The sequence below is a fragment of the Solirubrobacter ginsenosidimutans genome (genome assembly GCF_027587205.1).
Genome location: NZ_JAPDOD010000029.1, coordinates 54,478 through 70,678, shown reverse-complemented (window position 1 = coordinate 70,678; position 16,201 = coordinate 54,478). Strand labels below are relative to the sequence as shown.

The window sequence follows — 16,201 nt, the reverse complement described above, 5'->3', positions numbered from 1 at the left end:
GTGAACGGGTTAGGAATGACCCAGTCAGTGGAGCGAGGAGGGTCTGAGTGCTGGTCGCGGAGGGCGCGGACGCACGGCCGTCGGTCCGCGGCGCCGCAACGACGCGGCCGCTGCGGGTCCTGGTCGTCGACGATCACGAGGTGCTGCGCAGCGGACTGCGCTGGCTGCTGAGCCGCGTGCCATGGGTCGAGCGCTGCGCCTGCGCGCGCAGCGCCGACGAGGCGCTGCTGCTCGCGCGGTCGATCGCGTTCGACGTCGCGCTGGTCGATGTCGACCTCGGCGCCGAGTGCGGGCTGCAGACGTGCGAGCGCCTCAGCGCGTTCGTGCCGAACACCGCGCTGCTGACCTCGCGCTGGGACCTCGTCCCGATGCGCACCGCCCGCCAGGTGGGCGCGCGCGGCGTGATCGCCAAGGACCGCCCGGCCCGCGCGCTGCTCGAAGCGGTCCGCGAACTCGCCGCGGGCGGCGCCTGCGAGCCGGACCCCTCCCCCGCCGGCGCGGTGCGCTTCATCCCGCGTGAGCGCGAGATCCTGCGCCTGGTCAGCGCGGGACTGACCAACGCCGAGATCGGCGCGTCGCTCTACCTCGCCCCCGGGACGATCAAGCACCACATGCTCGAGCTCTACGACAAGCTCGGCGCGCCCAACCGTGCCGCCGCGGTCCACGCGGCGCGGCGTCTCGGCGTGCTCGCCGATCACCGCGCGGAGCAGGAGACGTCGGGCGCACCCGCCGGTGTGCGGGTGAGCGTGCTGGTCGCCGACCCGGACGACGTCCGCCGCACCGGCCTGCTGCTCGCTCTGCACGGTCGCGCGTGGGTCAGCGCGTGCAGTGGCGCGCGCGACGCGGAGAGTGCGCTGGATGCCGTCGAGCGGATCGCGCCCGACATCGCGCTCGTCGCCGGCAAGGACGTGAGCCGCACGTTGAGCGCACGCGGCGTGCGCACCCTGCTCGTCCGCGACGACGAGGCGGACTCCCCCGCCGAGTTGCGCGACGCGGGGGCGACCGGCGCGATCCGCCAGTGGTGGACGAGCGAGCGCGTCGCCGACGCCGTCGCCCGTGGGTGTCGACCCGCCCAGCCGCGCGAAGCGGTGGCGCCGGAGGGCGCCGGCCTCCCGGTGGTCGTCTCCCCACGTGAGCACGAGGTCCTGGCGGCCTTCGCGACCGGGGCGACCAACCCCGCGATCGCGGCCGACCTCGGGCTCTCCCCGAACACCGTCAAGCAGCACGCCTCCTCGATCTTCCGCAAGCTCGGCGTCCGCAACCGCGCCGAGGCCGTTCGCCGGGCGAACGACCTCGGGCTGCTGCTGCTGACCTAAAGCCCACATAAGGGGCCAGACCCCTTATGTGGCGTTTAGGTTAGTTGTCGGTGCGGATCGGCATCTCGACCGCGTCGGCTCCGACGCCGGCGAACGAGAGGATGCTGTGGGCGAGCACGTCGGTGAACTCGTCCAGGCCGTACTGGCTCAGGTTGAACACCGTGTCGCACCACTCGTGGTAGCACGGGTCGGCCTGGATGCCGGCCTGGCCGCCGGTCCCGGCGGTCGACGCAGCGTTGTCGGCCACCTGGGCCGCGGTCTTGATGCCCTCGGCGCCGGTGTAGAAGCCGGTCGCGGGCACGCCGCGGGTCGCCGACGGGCGCCGCCACTGGGCGTAGTCGGACCGGTTGTCGAACGGGTAGTCGACCTGCTTGACGTTGAGCTTTGAGTTGAGGTAGTCGATGTGCGTCTTGCTCAGCGTCGCCTCCGCGGCCCGCTGAGCGGCCGGGAGCGTCGGCTCCGTCACGTCGTTCGGGACGTACATGAACGGGATCCAGTTGGTCGACGCGATCATGTCGTAGTCGAGCATCGCCAGCGTCTGGGTCGTCTGCAGCGAGTTGAGCTGGTTGACGAAGAACGTCGAGCCGAACAGGCCCTGCTCCTCACCCGAGAACCAGCCGAAGCGGATCTTGTACTTGGGCGTGATGCCGAGCTTCATGATCTGGCTGGCGATGGTCAGGTTCATCGCCGTGCCGGTGCCGTCGTCGTTGATGCCCGGGCCGGCCGCGACGCCGTCGATGTGGGCGCCGACCTGGAGCACGCGGGTCGGATCGCCGCCGGGAGTCTCGGCGCTGATGTCGTAGTCGATCCGCAGCGTGAGGTTGTTGTCGGACTTGAAACGCAGCGTGACCGGGCCGGTCTGCGCGGCCTCGTAGAGCTGCTGGCCGAGCGCGTAGGTGACGCCCAGGCCGACCGTGCCCGGGTAGGTCTGGGAGACGTAACGCGCGGATGCGGTACGGCCGGTTTGGCCCTCGTTCATGATGATCAGGCCCTTGGCGCCGTTGGCGCGGGCGTTGATCGCCTTCACGAGCTCGGTGCAGCCGCCGCGCTGGACGAGCACGAGGTTGTCCTTCACCGCGGCCGGGAAGTCGCTCATCGAGCACCCGCTGCGCACGGTGTCGGCGGTCGCGGGCGGCGGGATCTGGATCCGCGCGGCCGGGATCACCTGCGCGGTGATGTCCGCGCTCTGGCTCCAGGTCATCTGCGCGAAGTCGCTCGTCGCCGCGGTCCCGTTGACGAACGTCTTGCCGTTGGGCAGCGTCGTCTGGTTGGGCGACGTGACGACCTCGAGGGTCGACGGGGTCCGCTCCGACCACGCGTTCGGGGACGACGTGTTGGCGTAGGGAACGAGCGTCGGGTTGTACCCGATCTTGCGCAGCTCGCCGATGACGTAGTTCACCGACTCGAAGTTGCCCTGGGACGCCGTCAGGCGATTGTTCTCATTCGACAGGCCGATGGCGTTCAGGCGCTGTTCGTAGCGCAGGACTTCGGCTCGCGTGACCGCGTTTCTCAACGCAGTGGTGTCAGGGTCCGCCGCAACGGCCTGGGCTGGCGCAACGCTCAGCAGGCCGAGGGCGAGCACCGCAACGGTCTTCCGCACGATCTCTTCCTCATCCGATGTGAAATGGATGCGAGCTCGACGGGACGGGCGGTGCTCACAGGCCAGCGAACCTAACGGCTTCGGCGCGCGCGTACGCACAACCCGACCGTTCGGGTTCCCCCGAACGGCCAAACCTCCGACGCAGCGTAGTAGACGCGGTGATGATGGGTGCGGGGACGGGCTGATTGATTCGTGGATCGGCCCAAGAGAGGGATTACGCAGTGCTGAATACGAGAAGACGGCGTACGCTGGCGTGCGCCGGTGTGACTGCTGCGCTGTGCGCGGCGATCGCACCCCAGGCCCTAGCCGGCCCGCTCAACAAGGGTGGCTCGGTGGACCTCCTGACGGAATCCAACGTCCGCATCGGCAATCTCCCCGCGGCCGCCAAGGTCGGCGACAAGATCGCCGCGGCCGGCGACTTCAATGGCGACGGCATCCGGGACGTCGCGCTCGGCATGTGGATGCTCGGTGCCGACGGCCCGACGCGCGCCCAGGCGGGCGCGATCTACGTGGTCTACGGCAAGGCGTCGCAGGGCGCGTCCGTCGACCTCGCCGCCCTGGGCTCGGGCGGCGTCCGCATCGAGGGCGCGGTCGCCAACGACCACGCCGGCTGGTCGCTGACCGGCGTCGGCGACGTCAACGCCGACGGCAAGGACGACCTGCTGATCGGCACCCCGTGGGCCGACCCGGGCACGCCGGCCAAGACGAACGCCGGTGGCGCGCGCGTGGTCTACGGCCGCGCCGCGACGACCGAGATCGACCTCGCGACGGACACGCAGGGCTTCCGCATCGACGGCGCCGGGGAAGGCGACCGCGCGGGCTACTCCGTGGCCTCGGGCGACGTCAACGGCGACGGCCGCCGCGACTTCGTGCTCGGCGCGATCGGCACCGCCTGCCGCAACGGCGGGCTGCCGAAGGTCTGCGAGGGCGACGCGGGCGCGGCCTACGTCGTGTTCGGCAAGGCCACCCCGACCGACGTCGACCTCGCCAACCTCGGCACCGGCGGCTTCCGGATGAACGGCGCCGCCGGCGACTCCAAGGCCGGCTGGGCGGTCGCCGCGGGCGACTTCACCGGCGACGGCATGGACGATGTCGCGGTCTCCGCGATCTGGGCCAACAACTACTCCGGCGCCACGTACGTCGTGAAGGGCAAGGCGAACGGCACTGCCGTGGCGCTCGGCGCGCTCGGCGCCGACGGCTACCGCATCGACGGCGACGCGGAGGACCAGTCCGGCTGGTCGCTCTCCGCCGGCGACGTCACCGGCGACAAGAAGCCCGAGCTCGTCATCGGCGTGCCGTTCCACGGCCAGGGCGGCTCGCTCATGTCCGGTTCCGCGTACGTGATCAAGGGCGGCGCCCTGGCGAGCGACATCACGCTCGCGTCGCTGCGCCCCGGCGACTTCCGCATCGACGGCGGCAAGACGCAGGACGGCGCCGGCTGGTCGGTGGCGGTCTCGCCCGACCTCAACGGCGACAACATCGGCGACGTCCTGCTGGGCGCCCCGGGCGTGGACCGCCCGTCCGGGCCCACGCAGGCTCCGGCCCCCAACAGCGTCGGCCCGCAGGAGTCGATCGGCGCGGCGTACGTCGTCTACGGCAACCCGAGCCCGGCGAACGTCAACGTCGGCGCGATCACGGGCAAGGGCCAGCTGCTCATGGGCGGCGGCGGCTTCCGCTGGGGCGACCAGGCCGGCTGGAACGTGGCCGGGCTGGGCGACATCTCCGGCACCCACACCAACGTGGCCGCCGTCGGCATCCCGGGCTGGGACTCCAACGCGCAGTCGCCCGTCGGCACCGGCCGTGACCGCGGCCTCGCGCTGCTGCTCAACGGCGTCTCGGCCGTCAGCGCCGAGCAGCCCGCCGGCGGCACCGTCCCGGCGACGCTCTCGCTCGCTCTGGGCACCCCGAACGCCAACCTCGGCGCGTTCATCCCGGGCGTCGCGGGCGTGTACTCGAGCACGATCGCCGCGAACGTCATCTCGACCGCCGGCGACGCTGCCGTCTCGGTCGCCGATCCGAGCGCGAACGCGACCGGGCACCTGGTCAACGGCGCGTTCTCGCTGCCGCAGGCGCTGCAGGTCCGCGCGACCAACGCGGCCAACCCGAGCACGGTGTTCGCGCCGCTCGGCACCGGCCCGCTGGCGCTGCTGGCCTACACCGGTCCGGTGAGCAACGACGCGCTGACGTTCGGCTTCCGCCAGAACATCGCGGCCAACGACGCCCTGCGCACGGGCGCCTACAGCAAGACGCTGACCTTCACGCTGTCGACCACGACACCGTGAGCTAAGCCGTCACTAGCCGGCGAGTCGCTCGACGAGCGCTCGCTCGTCCGCTCCGAACCAGGGCGGCTCGCCGGCTTTGGCGTTCTCAGTGACGCGGTGCGCCTTCGAGGACGCGGGGATCGCCACGGTGATCCTCGGGTCCGAGAGGACGTACTTCAGCAGTGCCTGGGCCCAGGTCTCGACCCCCAGCGGTTCGAGGTCCTGGGCCTTCGGCGCGTTGGCGACCAGCCGGCCGGCGCCGAGCGGGCGCATCACGATCACGCCGAGGCCGAGTTGCTCGGCGAGCGGGAGGATGCGCTTCTCGACCTCGCGCTCGTGCGGGTTGTAGGGGATCTGGATCGCCGTGATCCGGCCGCTGCGCATCACGCTCTCCAGCTCGCCGAAGGCCGACGGGCTGTAGTGGGTGGCGCCGATCTGGCCGACCTTGCCGTCGTCGCGCAGCAGCTCGAGGAGGTCGAGTCGCTGGCGCAGGGCGACGAGGTTGTGCACCTGGTAGAGGTCGACGCGGCCGCCGTAGAAGTCGATCGCGCGATTGGCCTGGCGCCGCGCCTCGGCATCGTCGGGCGTCCAGAGCTTGGTGGCGACGAACGCCTCGTCGCGCCTTGCTCCGAGGCCCTGCGCGAGCGTGCGCTCAGCTTCGCCGTACATCGGCGAGGAATCCACGAACGTGGAGCCGGCGTCAAGGGCGGCGCCGACGACGTCGTCGCGCCCGTCGGGCACGTCCAGCGTCTGCCACGTGCCCATGCCGACGACGGAGACCTGCGGGCCGCCGGCCCCGAGTTCGCGTAGTTCCATTCAGCCGATGATGGCGGCTCCCAGTCGCGCGGCGCCTTCCGCCAGCTCGGCGGGCGTGGCGGTGGCGAAGGAGACGCGCAGGGTCTCCTTGACCGGCTCACCCGCGTAGAAGTATTTGCCCGGGACGAACGCGACGCCGTTGGCCAGGGCGCGCGGGAGGATCTCTTCGGCGTCGTGGCCGTCGGGCAGCGTCACCCACACGAACAGGCCGCCCTCGGGCGAGGTCATGCTCGAGCCCTCCGGGAGGTGCTCGCCGAGTGCGGCCAGGAGCGCGTCGCGCCGCGGGCGGTAGTGCGCGGCGAGCCCGGCGATGTGCTCGCTCAGGTCGTGGCTCGCCAGCCAGCGCTCGGCGGCCAGCTGCGCGACCGTGCTCGTGTGCAGGTCCGCCGCCTGCTTGGCGACGGCGAGCGGGCCGCGTAGGGCCTTGGGCGCGCGCAGGTAGCCGATGCGCAGGCCGGGCGAGAGGACCTTGGAGAGCGTCTGGATGACGATCGTGCGGTCGCGCGCGGCGGGCTGCGCGGCCAGCAGGTCGACCGGCTCGCCGTCCAGGCGCAGCGCGCTGTACGGGTCGTCCTCGATCAGCCACAGGCCGGCGGTGGCCGCGGCCTCGGCGAGCGCGGCGCGGCGCGCTAACGGCATCGTGCGGCCGGTCGGGTTCTGGAACGTCGGGATCAGGTAGGCCGCCTTGGCACCCGTCCGGCGAGCGACCTCGATCAAGGCCTCCGGATCGGGCCCGTCGTCGTCACCGGGGATCGGCACCGCGTTGACGTCGGCGAGCTGGAAGGTCTGCAGCGCCGCGAGGTAGGTCGGATCCTCGACCAGGATCGTGTCGCCGGGATCGCACAACGCGGACGCGATCAGCCCGAGCGCCTGCTGGGAGCCGGTCGTGACCAGGATGTCGTGCCCGGTCGCCTCGATCCCGCTCTTGGCCATGAACGCGGCCAACTGCTCGCGCAGGGCGGGATCGCCCTCGGTCAGCGAGTACTGCAGCGAGCGGATCGCGTCGGGCCCGCTGAGCACCTCGTCGAAGGCGGCGCGCAGGCCGGGCACGTCGAACGTGTCCGGCGCCGGAAGGCCGCCGGCGAGGCTGATGATGTGGGGCTGCATCGCGGTCTCCAGCAGCTCGCGCACGGGCGAGGACTGCGTGTCCGCGAGGCGGCGGGAAAGCGGGGCGCCGGCACGCGGCGCGGGGGGCGAGATGGCCATCTGTGGCTCCTGGATCGTCATCGGAAGGGGTGTGGAGCCGCCGCCCTCCCGGCGAGCGTGCCGGGTCTACGGAGCGACGGTCGGGGCTACTCGCCTCATGCGACGTATGGTACGTACTCCGTCAGTCGGACCTGCACGCTTTTAGGTCGGCGTTAGGGGAAGCCCGAAGCGCGCGAACAGCGACGCGTCCAGGAACGCCACCGCGTCGGTGATCTCGCGCTTTCCGTCGATCGTGATCACGTGGATGGCGTTGGCGACCCACTCGCCGTCGATCAGCTTGTAGGTCCCGAAGGCGAGCTGCCCGTTCGCGCGCGTGGGGACGAAGATCCGCGGGATCGACAGCGGGCCGGTCGGGAGGAACGTGCGGATCGCCTCGCGGCCGCGATACCACTGCGCGTTGGGCGGCATCGAGAACGTCGCCTCCTCCGCGAGCATCTCGACCACCGCGTCGACGTCGCCGCGGTCCCAGGCCTCCATGTAGCGCTCGACCAGGGCGCGGATCTCGTCGTCGTCGAGCGTGGCCAGCGTCTGCTGCTGCGAGCGCTCCGGCAGCCGCTCGTCGACCGACACCCGCGCGCGCTGCATCGCGCTGTTGACCGAGGCGGGCGTCGTGTCGAGCATCCCCGCCACCTCCTTGGCGCTGAAGTTGAGCACCTCGCGCAGGATCAGCACCGCGCGCTGGTTGGCCGGCAGATGCTGCAGGGCGGCGATGAACGCCAGCTCGATGCTCTCGCGCTGCTCGTAGCCCTCGGCGAGCGCGTCGGGACACGGCTCAAGCCACATCGTCTCCCCCGCCGGTGCGTCGTCGTAGTCGATCGGGAGCACGCGCTTCGGGCGCCGGGCGATCGCGTCCAGACACGTGTTGGTCGCGATCCGGTACAGCCAGGAGCGGGTGGAGCTGCGGCCCTCGAAGCGATCGAGCGCCTTCCACGCCCGCAGCAACGCGTCCTGCAGGGCGTCCTCGGCGTCCTGGACCGAGCCGAGCATCCGGTAGCAATGGGCGTGCAGTTCGCGGCGATGGGGCTCGACGAGCGCCTCATAGTCGGCGTAAGCGGCCGTACTCATGCTGAGATCGAGGGTAAGGGATCCGGTCCACCCGCTAGAACCACACGTGGTGGCCCGCAGGCGACGACGTCGGACAGGATCGCTCGGGTACTCGCCCCGGGCCGGTTCGTTGTTCCTCTCCCCGCCCAGGGCCAGCCGGCGGCGGCGCCGTTCGCGTGGCGGCGGCGGCCAGGGCCCGTCGCTCTCGGTCATCGTCGTCGTGCTCGTGGTGGCGGCCGCGGTCATCTATGGCGCGTACGCGCTGATCTCGAGCCAGCTCCACAAGGATCACCGCCACGAGGCCGTCGAGAAGTTCACGGCGGCGTGGGTGAAGAACGACTACAAGACGATGTACGACCTGCTGGACGTCTCGAGCCGGCGCCTGAACCCGCAGATCTCGTTCGTCGCCGACTACCGGCGCGCCAACAAGGCGGCGGGCGTGGAGAAAATCACGCTCGGGACGATCGGACCGCTGCTCAGCGGCGGGATCGTGAAGGTCCCGGTGACGGTCAAGACCAAGGACTTCGGTTCGTTGAAGGGCACGTTGACCTTCCACGCGACGCAGGCGAACGACATCGCGCGGGTGGCGTGGACGCCGGAAATGGTGATGCCGGGGCTGCGCAAGGGCGAAGAAGTCCGCCGTCGCAGCGGGGCCGCCCCGCGGCGCGGCGTGATCTACGCCGCCGGCGGCCAGTTGCTCAACTCCGATCCGCTGGGCGCGTCGATCTCGGGCACCGCCGGGAACAAGCCGACCGGCCTGGAGCGGATCTACGACGACCGCCTCGGCGGACGCCGGAGCTCGTCCTTGAAGTTCGGCGACCGCACGATCGCGAAGATCGACGGCCGCACGGGCCGCTCGATCCACACCACGATCAAGTTGGCGCTGACCCGCACCGCCCAGAACGCGCTCGGATCGAAGCTCGGCGGCATCGCGGTGATCAAGCCGAGCGACGGCTCGGTGCTGGCGCTGGCCGGCCTTGCCGTCTCGGCGCCCCAGCCGCCCGGCTCGAGCTTCAAGATCATCACCGCCGCCGCGGCGCTGCAGGACGGCGTGGCCAAGCTCTCGAGCTCCTATCCCGTCCGTCAGTACGCGACCCTGTCCGGCGTCAAGCTCCGCAACGCCAGCGACGAGGAGTGCGGCGGCAGCCTCACATCCTCCTTCGCCCACTCCTGCAACTCGGTCTTCGGCCCGATCGGCGCGAAGCTGGGGGCGAAGAAGCTGGTCGCCGCCGCGGAGCGCTTCGGCTTCAACGAAACGCCGTCGCTGCCCGCGGCCAAGCCCAACTCGATCCCCAAGGCCGCCGACCTGAAGGACTCGCTCGCGGTCGGCGCGAGCGCGATCGGCCAGAACAAGGACCTCGCCACGCCGCTCGGCATGGCCTCCGTCGGCGCCACGATCGCCAACGGCGGCGTCCGTATCAAGCCGTGGGTGACCGGTTCGCGCCCGCCGCGCAAGCGCGCGGTCAGCGCCAAGGTCGCCGCGCAGGTGCGCGACATGATGATCGCCGTCGTCCAGGGCGGCACCGGCGCCGCCGCGGCCATCCCCGGCGTCACGGTCGCGGGCAAGACCGGGACCGCTGAGCTCGTCTCAACCGCCGACATCGCCCAGAACGCCAAGAACACGACCGCCTGGTTCGTGGCGTTCGCGCCGGCGAACAAGCCGCGGGTCGCGGTCGCCGTCATGCTGCCGGGGGCGGGTCAGGGCGGCGCCTCGGCCGCCCCGATCGCCAAGCGGGTCCTGCAGGCCGCGCTCTAGACGCCGAGGAAGATCGACTCGGGCAGCACCGCGGAGACGATGTACTGGCCCGCGTCGACGATCTCCGAGATCTTCAGGTCGACGACGAGGCTGCAGAGCACGTACGCGTCCTCGCGCGAGAGGCCGTACGTCTCGCCGAGATGGGCGATCATCGCCCGCGTCGCGTCCTGCGCCGCCGCGTAGAGGTCGCCGCCGACGCCCGTGGTGCCGTAGAACGCGCCGTAATTCACCGCGGGGGTCAGTGGACCCGGCGCCGTGCGGTACTGCGGCGCCGGGATGGTGCGGCCCTTCTGGACATGGAAGCGCATGACGGCGTACATCGGCGCTTCGAGGCCGGTGACGCAGATCTCGCCGTCGCCCTGGCAGGCGTGGGCGTCGCCGGTGGAGAACAGCGCGCCCTCGACCTGGACCGGGAGGAAGAGCGTCGTGCCCTTCACGAGCTGGCGCGTGTCCATGTTCCCGCCGAACGTCCCGGGCGGCATGATCGACTGCGCGGCCGCGCCCGCGGGACAGACGCCCATCGTGCCCATGAACGGCGTCAGCGGGATCGAGATGTCCTCGCGGAACTGCGTCATGTCGCCGCGCGAGAGGTCGAAGATGCGCAGGTAGGGCTCGCTGAAGTCCTCGCTCAGCAGCCCGAACCCGGGCAGGATCGCGGTCCAGCCCCAGCCCTTGGTGTGCAGGTCGACGAGCTCGACGGCGAGCGTGTCGCCCGGCTCGGCCCCCTCGACGTAGACCGGCCCGGCGAGCGGGTACACGCGCTCCCAGTCCACGCCCGCGAGCGCGCTCGTGTCGGAGTCCGGGCCGAGCTGGTCGTCGAACACGTCGCGGGTCTCGAAGACCACGGTGTCGCCGTCCGCGACGGTCAGAAGCGGTTCATTGCCGGTGTCCCACGTGTAGTGCACGCGGTCCGTGGGGCAGTAGTGCGTGCTCGCCATGGGCGGCACGATATTCCCTATACCCGGTGTCGAATGGGTTCCAGGAATCCTGGACCGCGGGCCACTGTGGAGGAACCTCCACACCCCGCATACTGCGCAGCATGAGGGAACCACTCATCACCGCCACGCTGTTCTCGATCTTCGTGGGGACGAGGGGAACGGCGAAGGCCCTGGGCGCGATCCAGCGCCTGTACGTCTAGACCAGGCCCACTCGATGGGCCAGCGCCGCGGCCTCGGTCCGTGAGCGCACGTCCAGCTTGGAGAGGATCCGCGAGACATGGACGCTCGCGGTCTTCTCCGCCATATAGAGCGCCTGGCCGATTTCCCGGTTGGTTCGCCCATCCGCGAGGAGGGAGAGGACCTGGCGTTCACGCGGTGTGAGCCCGAACGGGTCTTCGCCGGCATCCGTGGCGGGTAGCGCGGGTGCCGGCGAAGACTCGTCGGGCTCCAACCGCAACCGCGCTCGCAGGGCGAACCCCTCGATCTCCGACGCCAGCCACTCCGCGCCGATCGCCTGCGCGGCGCTGAGCGCTTGCGCGGCACTGGCGGCGGCGATCTCGCGATCGCCCCGAGCGAGCTGCGCCTCGGCCTTGCGGCGCAGCGCCTGCGCCGCGCGGTAGGGACGGCCGAGCGCCTGCCACGCGCCGACCGCGGCGGACCACAGGTCCGGGTCGTCGGCGCCCTGCGCGCGCGCCTCTTCGGCTCGCGCGCTCGTGAGAAACGCGGCTTCGACCGGCCGGTCGCCCTCCGCGCACGCCTCGACGCGCGCGATCAGCGCGGCGGCGCTGCCGACGGCGAAGGACGGGTCCTCACCCAGATCGCGTGCACGCACCGCGGCGTCGGCCTCGACGCGCACGCCCGTGGCGGCCACGCGCGCCATCCGCGCGACGTCCTGCGAGCAGAAGTCGAGCCGGTCGAGCGCGTCGTCGATCGCTCCGCGAGCCGCTTCGAGGTCGCCGGCCCGGCGTTCGAGCTCCGCGCGCAACGAGCCGAGCGGACCGATCCACTGCGGCTCGCGCGTGTCGGCGGCCACGTCGCGCGCCTCGTCGAGCAGCCGGCGCGCCTCGTCATGGTCGCCGCGCCCGAGCGCCAGCTCGATCCGCCGCAGCGCGTCGTTGATGAAGGTCGTGCCCATCGCGGGCCGGCCGGGTGACGGGAGCGCCTCCTCGGCCGCGCACCAGTCCCCCGCCTCGAACGCGAGCTCGGAGCGCAGCATCATCAGCCAGCGCCGCGGCGCGCCCTTCTCGGCGGCGAGCCGGTCGCCCTCTTCGACCACCTCGCGCGCCTCGGCCAAGCGGCCGGAGCTGAACAGCGCGTCGGCGAGGTTGACGTGCGAGTACAGGTGGTGGACGAGGCCGCGCTCGGGCATGCGCGAGAGCGCCTCGCGCAGCACCTTCTCGCCCTCCTCGTAGCGTGCGAGGCCGAACAGCGACACGCCCATGCCGTCCATCGCCCGCAGCTCGGCGACCTCGTCGCCCACGGCGCGGGCCACGGCCATGGCCTCCTGCGCGGCCTCGACCGCCTCGTCGTGGCGGGACTCGAGCATGAGCTCCTTGGCGACGCTGGCGAGCAGCACCGCGCGGACCTTGCTCGGCTCCTCGCTGAGCAGCTCGAGCGCCTCGCGGCGCGTCTCGGCGGCGTCGGCGGAGCGGCCTTGGTTGAACTGGTTGCGGGCCATGTGCTCGAGCAGGTCGGCGGTGCGCACGGGGTCGGAGTCCCCGAGCTCGTGCAGCGCGGCGCGCAGGTAGGACTCGGCGCGAGCGGGCTCGTGCTCCTTGCTGGTGGCGTGCGCGGCGGCGCGCAGCAGGCTGACATGGTCGCGCCCGGCCAGCTCCTCGGCGCCCGCCACGCGGTCCCACAGCTGCAGCGCGCGTGAATAGAGCGCGGCGGCCTCGCCGTTGGCGTGGACGGCCTCGGCGGCCTCGGCGGCGCGGACGGACGCCAGCAGCGCCTTGGGTTGATCGCCGGAGGCGAAGTAGTGGTGGGCGATGCCTGCCGCCAGGTGCGCGCCGCCGTGGGCGGGCAGGCCCTCGGCCCGCCGCTCCAGCGCCCGCGCGAGCGCCAGGTGCATGTCCGCCCGCTCACCGGGCAGCAGGTCGTCGACGACCACCTCGCGCAGCAGCGCGTGGCGGAACATGTAGCGGCCTTCCTCGTCGGTGACGACGAGCTGCGCGGCGACGGCTTCCCGCAACGCGTCGCGCAGCGCCCGCGAGTCGATCCCGGAGGCGTCGGAGAGGATGTCGTGGGTCAGCCGGCGACCGGCGGCGAGGACTCGCAGCGTCTCCTGCGAGTCGGCGGAGAGCCGCTCGATCCGCAGCATCAGCGCGTCGCGCAAGGTCGGCGGGAGCGACCCGCGGCCGTCGGTGCCCGCGGCCAGCAGCTCCTCGGCGAACAGCGGGTTGCCCTCGCTGCGGGCGAACAGGCGCGAGAGCAGATCGTCGGTGGGCGCGGCGCCGAGGATGTCATTGAGCTGGAGGCTGAGCTCGTCGCGCGTGAGCGGGAGCAGCTCGACGCGGCGGTGGCGGGCATCGCGCTCGAGCTCGGCCAGCAGCGGGCGCAGCGGGTGGCGGCGGTGCAGCTCGTCCGGGCGGTAGGTCGTGACGACGAGCACCCGCTCGCGGCACAACGAGCTCGCGAGGTAGACGAGGAACGCGCGGGTCGAGCGGTCGGCCCAGTGCAGGTCCTCGATCGTGATCATCAGGCCGTCCTCGCCGGCGAGCAGCTCCAGCAGCTCGAGCAGGCCGTCGAACAGCCGCGCCTGCGCGGTTGCCTCGTCGTCGCCGCGGGTCTCGCCCAGGCCGGGGAGGATCTGGGCCAGCGCGCAGCGGGCGGCGTCGGAGAGCTCCTTGAACGCCGGGTGGCCGGAGCGCGCGAGCGGGCGCAGCGCGCCGACGATCGGCGCGTAGGGCAGTTCGCCCTCCCCCAGCTCGACGCAGTCTCCGCCGATCACGCGGATGCCGTCCGCCCGGGCCGAGCGCTCGAGCTCCGACAGCAGCCGGGTCTTGCCGACGCCCGACTCGCCGGCCACGAAGGCCAGCGACGGACGGCCGCCGACGGCCTCGCTCAGGGCGCCGCGGAGCTCACCGAGCTCCTCGGTCCGTCCGACGAAGGTCGCGCTCGTCACCCGTGAAGCCATACGAGCAGTATCGCGCCGCGCGCCGCCGGAACGCGGGGAGAGCTTTCCGGCGGCGCCGGCGAGGGGCGGGGACACGCCACTCACTCTGGCCTCCGCACGACCCCCTTACATCGGGCGAATGGAGCCGGTTGCGTGGGCAACGATGCCTACAACCCCGGTCGCGACCCCTTACGGTGCGTCCCTATGGAAGCGCCTTACGGGACCTGGAGCTCTCCGATCGACGGCCGCGCGGTGGCCGAGGACAGCGGCTGGACGTACTCGCTGGTGAAGGTGGTGGGCGATGACGTCTACTGGTCGGAGTCGCGCCCGGCCGAGGATGGACGCGACGCGCTCGTCCGGCGCCGGGGCGCCGCCGCGCCGGTCGACGTCATCCCCGCGGGCTTCTCGGCCCGCACCCGCGTGCACGAGTACGGCGGCGGCGCGTACACCGTCGACGGCGACACCGTGTACTTCTGCAACGACGCCGACCAGCGCGTCTATCGCGTCGACCCGGGCGGCATCCCGCAGCCGATCACCCCCGAGCCGGATGTGCCGTTCGGGCTGCGTTACGCGGACCTCACGATCGTCGGCGAGTCCGTCATCTGCGTGCGCGAGCGGGTCGCCAGGCCCGAGCACGTCAACGAGCTCGTCACCTTTCCCACGGACGGCAGGGTGCAACCGCGGGTGATCGCGGCGGGGCACGACTTCTACGCGGCGCCGCGCATCTCCCCGTCCGGAGCCCAATTGGCGTGGCTGACCTGGGACCACCCGCGGATGCCGTGGGAGGGCTCGGAGCTGTGGACCGCGCACTTCCGAGACGGTGCGCTCACGGGCGAGCGCCTGGTCGCCGGCGGCCCGGCGGAGGCGATCGTCCAGCCCGAGTGGTCGCCGGACGGCGTCCTGCACTTCAGCTCGGATCGCACCGGCTGGTGGAACCTCTACCGCGGCGACTACGAGCCCGTCACCGCGGTCGAGGCGGAGGTCGGCGGCCCATTGTGGGTCTTCGACGAGTCCTGGTACGCGTTCCTGCCGGACGGCCGGATCGTCTGCACGGTGTTCAGCGACGGCAGCGACAGGCTCGCGGTGATCGACGCGCCCGGAGCGCTCCGGTACCTCGACCTCGAGTTCACCCGGATCGTCGACCTGACCACCGACGGGACGCGCGCGATCTTCGCCGGCGCCTCACCCACCCGCGAGGCCTGCGTCGTGGCCGCCGACCTGGCGACCGGCGAGACCGAGATCCTCGCCGGCGAGACGGACGCGGGTGTCGACCCGCGCTACGTGTCGGTCCCGCGCCCGCTCGAGTACCCGACGACGGGCGGCAAGACCGCGCACGCGCTCTACTTCCCGCCGCACAACCCGGACCACAGGGCGCCGGCGGGGGAGCTGCCGCCGCTGATGGTGCGCATCCACGGCGGTCCGACCGCCCACGTCACCGCCCGCCTCTCGCGCGAGCTGCAGTTCTTCACCTCGCGCGGGTTCGCGGTCGTGGACGTCAACTACGGCGGCAGCACCGGCTACGGGCGCGAGTACCGCGACCGGCTGCACGGGCAGTGGGGCGTCGTCGACGTCGACGACGCGGTCAACGCCGCGCTCGCCCTGGCCGACGCGGGCGAGGTCGATCGCGCGCGAATGACGATCACCGGCGGCAGCGCGGGCGGGTGGACCGTCCTGTGCGCGCTGGCGTTTCACCCCGACGTGTTCGCCGCGGGCGCCGACTACTACGGCGTGTCCGACCTGCTCGGCTTCGTCGACAGCACGCACAAGTTCGAGTCCCGCTACAACGACTGGCTGGTCGGCCCGTGGCCGGAGGCCGAGGCGCTGTGGCGCGAGCGCTCACCCGTGAACTTCGCCGACCGGATCCGCGCGCCGGTGATCATCCTCCAGGGCCTCGAGGACGCCGTCGTCCCGCCCTCGCAGTCCGACGTCATCGTCGCCGCACTGCGCGCCAACCACGTGCCGTTCACCTACATCGCGTTCGAGGGCGAGCAGCACGGCTTCCGCAAGGCGTCGACGCTCAAGCGCGCCGCCGAGGCCGAGCTCGCCTTCTACGGCCAGGTCCTCGGCTTCGCGCCCGCCGGCGGGATCGAGCCGGTGTCGATTGAGGGTGCGAGCTAGGGGCATCGCCCTGAAGTCGGGGTGCCCGCGT

General features: G+C 72.0%; 10 protein-coding genes. 4 read left to right on the top strand and 6 right to left on the bottom strand.

Annotated features, from left to right (window positions below; all coding sequences use genetic code 11):
* Window positions 1-47: 47 nt before the first annotated feature.
* Window positions 48-1,316 carry a response regulator transcription factor gene (locus tag OM076_RS27065; protein WP_270043230.1) on the top strand — a complete coding sequence of 423 codons (1,269 nt, stop codon included), beginning with the start codon at window positions 48-50 and terminating at the stop codon, window positions 1,314-1,316.
* A 40-nt stretch (window positions 1,317-1,356) separates the two neighbouring features.
* Here the strand turns inward: OM076_RS27065 and OM076_RS27060 are convergent, their stop codons facing one another.
* Window positions 1,357-2,916, bottom strand: coding sequence for a M28 family peptidase (locus OM076_RS27060; protein ID WP_270043229.1), 1,560 nt, complete (start codon window positions 2,914-2,916; stop codon window positions 1,357-1,359).
* A 332-nt stretch (window positions 2,917-3,248) separates the two neighbouring features.
* On the opposite strand from OM076_RS27060, the gene OM076_RS27055 reads away from it, so the two are divergent.
* Entirely contained in the window at window positions 3,249-5,198 is a 1,950-nt protein-coding gene (locus tag OM076_RS27055; RefSeq protein ID WP_270043228.1) for an integrin alpha, read from the top strand.
* A gap of 12 nt (window positions 5,199-5,210) precedes the next feature.
* Here OM076_RS27055 and OM076_RS27050 read toward each other — a convergent pair whose 3' ends face one another.
* The 3 genes from OM076_RS27050 to OM076_RS27040 form a co-directional block, all read right to left on the bottom strand.
* Complete coding sequence (locus OM076_RS27050; RefSeq protein ID WP_270043227.1) at window positions 5,211-5,993, bottom strand: aldo/keto reductase; 783 nt, start codon at window positions 5,991-5,993, stop codon at window positions 5,211-5,213.
* Window positions 5,994-7,199 (bottom strand): aminotransferase-like domain-containing protein, encoded by a 1,206-nt coding sequence (locus OM076_RS27045; protein WP_270043226.1) that lies wholly within the window; start codon window positions 7,197-7,199, stop codon window positions 5,994-5,996.
* A gap of 141 nt (window positions 7,200-7,340) precedes the next feature.
* Window positions 7,341-8,264 carry a sigma-70 family RNA polymerase sigma factor gene (locus OM076_RS27040; RefSeq protein WP_270043225.1) on the bottom strand — a complete coding sequence of 308 codons (924 nt, stop codon included), beginning with the start codon at window positions 8,262-8,264 and terminating at the stop codon, window positions 7,341-7,343.
* 109 nt (window positions 8,265-8,373) lie between these two features.
* Here OM076_RS27040 and OM076_RS27035 point away from each other — a divergent pair, with 109 nt between their 5' ends.
* Window positions 8,374-9,999 carry a penicillin-binding transpeptidase domain-containing protein gene (locus tag OM076_RS27035; RefSeq protein ID WP_270043224.1) on the top strand — a complete coding sequence of 542 codons (1,626 nt, stop codon included), beginning with the start codon at window positions 8,374-8,376 and terminating at the stop codon, window positions 9,997-9,999.
* Here the strand turns inward: OM076_RS27035 and OM076_RS27030 are convergent.
* A complete protein-coding gene (locus OM076_RS27030; RefSeq protein WP_270043223.1) occupies window positions 9,996-10,937 on the bottom strand; it encodes an acetamidase/formamidase family protein in 942 nt (313 codons plus the stop codon). The two genes, OM076_RS27035 and OM076_RS27030, sit on opposite strands and share 4 nt — an antisense overlap.
* Before the next feature lie 196 nt (window positions 10,938-11,133).
* The gene (locus OM076_RS27025) at window positions 11,134-14,073 is read right to left on the bottom strand and encodes a helix-turn-helix transcriptional regulator (RefSeq protein ID WP_270043222.1); all 2,940 of its coding nucleotides are present in this window, start codon (window positions 14,071-14,073) and stop codon (window positions 11,134-11,136) included.
* 183 nt (window positions 14,074-14,256) lie between these two features.
* On the opposite strand from OM076_RS27025, the gene OM076_RS27020 reads away from it, so the two are divergent.
* Window positions 14,257-16,170, top strand: a complete 1,914-nt coding sequence (locus OM076_RS27020) for a S9 family peptidase (protein WP_270043221.1) — start codon at window positions 14,257-14,259, stop codon at window positions 16,168-16,170.
* Window positions 16,171-16,201: the final 31 nt, after the last annotated feature.

Bases quoted from the DNA above. Each gene is read 5' to 3' on its own strand.
- OM076_RS27030 (WP_270043223.1), bottom strand. From the start codon at position 10,937: ATGGCGAGCACGCACTACTGCCCCACGGACCGCGTGCACTACACGTGG.
- OM076_RS27025 (WP_270043222.1), bottom strand. From the start codon at position 14,073: ATGGCTTCACGGGTGACGAGCGCGACCTTCGTCGGACGGACCGAGGAG.
- OM076_RS27040 (WP_270043225.1), bottom strand. From the start codon at position 8,264: ATGAGTACGGCCGCTTACGCCGACTATGAGGCGCTCGTCGAGCCCCAT.
- OM076_RS27050 (WP_270043227.1), bottom strand. From the start codon at position 5,993: ATGGAACTACGCGAACTCGGGGCCGGCGGCCCGCAGGTCTCCGTCGTC.
- OM076_RS27045 (WP_270043226.1), bottom strand. From the start codon at position 7,199: ATGGCCATCTCGCCCCCCGCGCCGCGTGCCGGCGCCCCGCTTTCCCGC.
- OM076_RS27020 (WP_270043221.1), top strand. From the start codon at position 14,257: ATGGAAGCGCCTTACGGGACCTGGAGCTCTCCGATCGACGGCCGCGCG.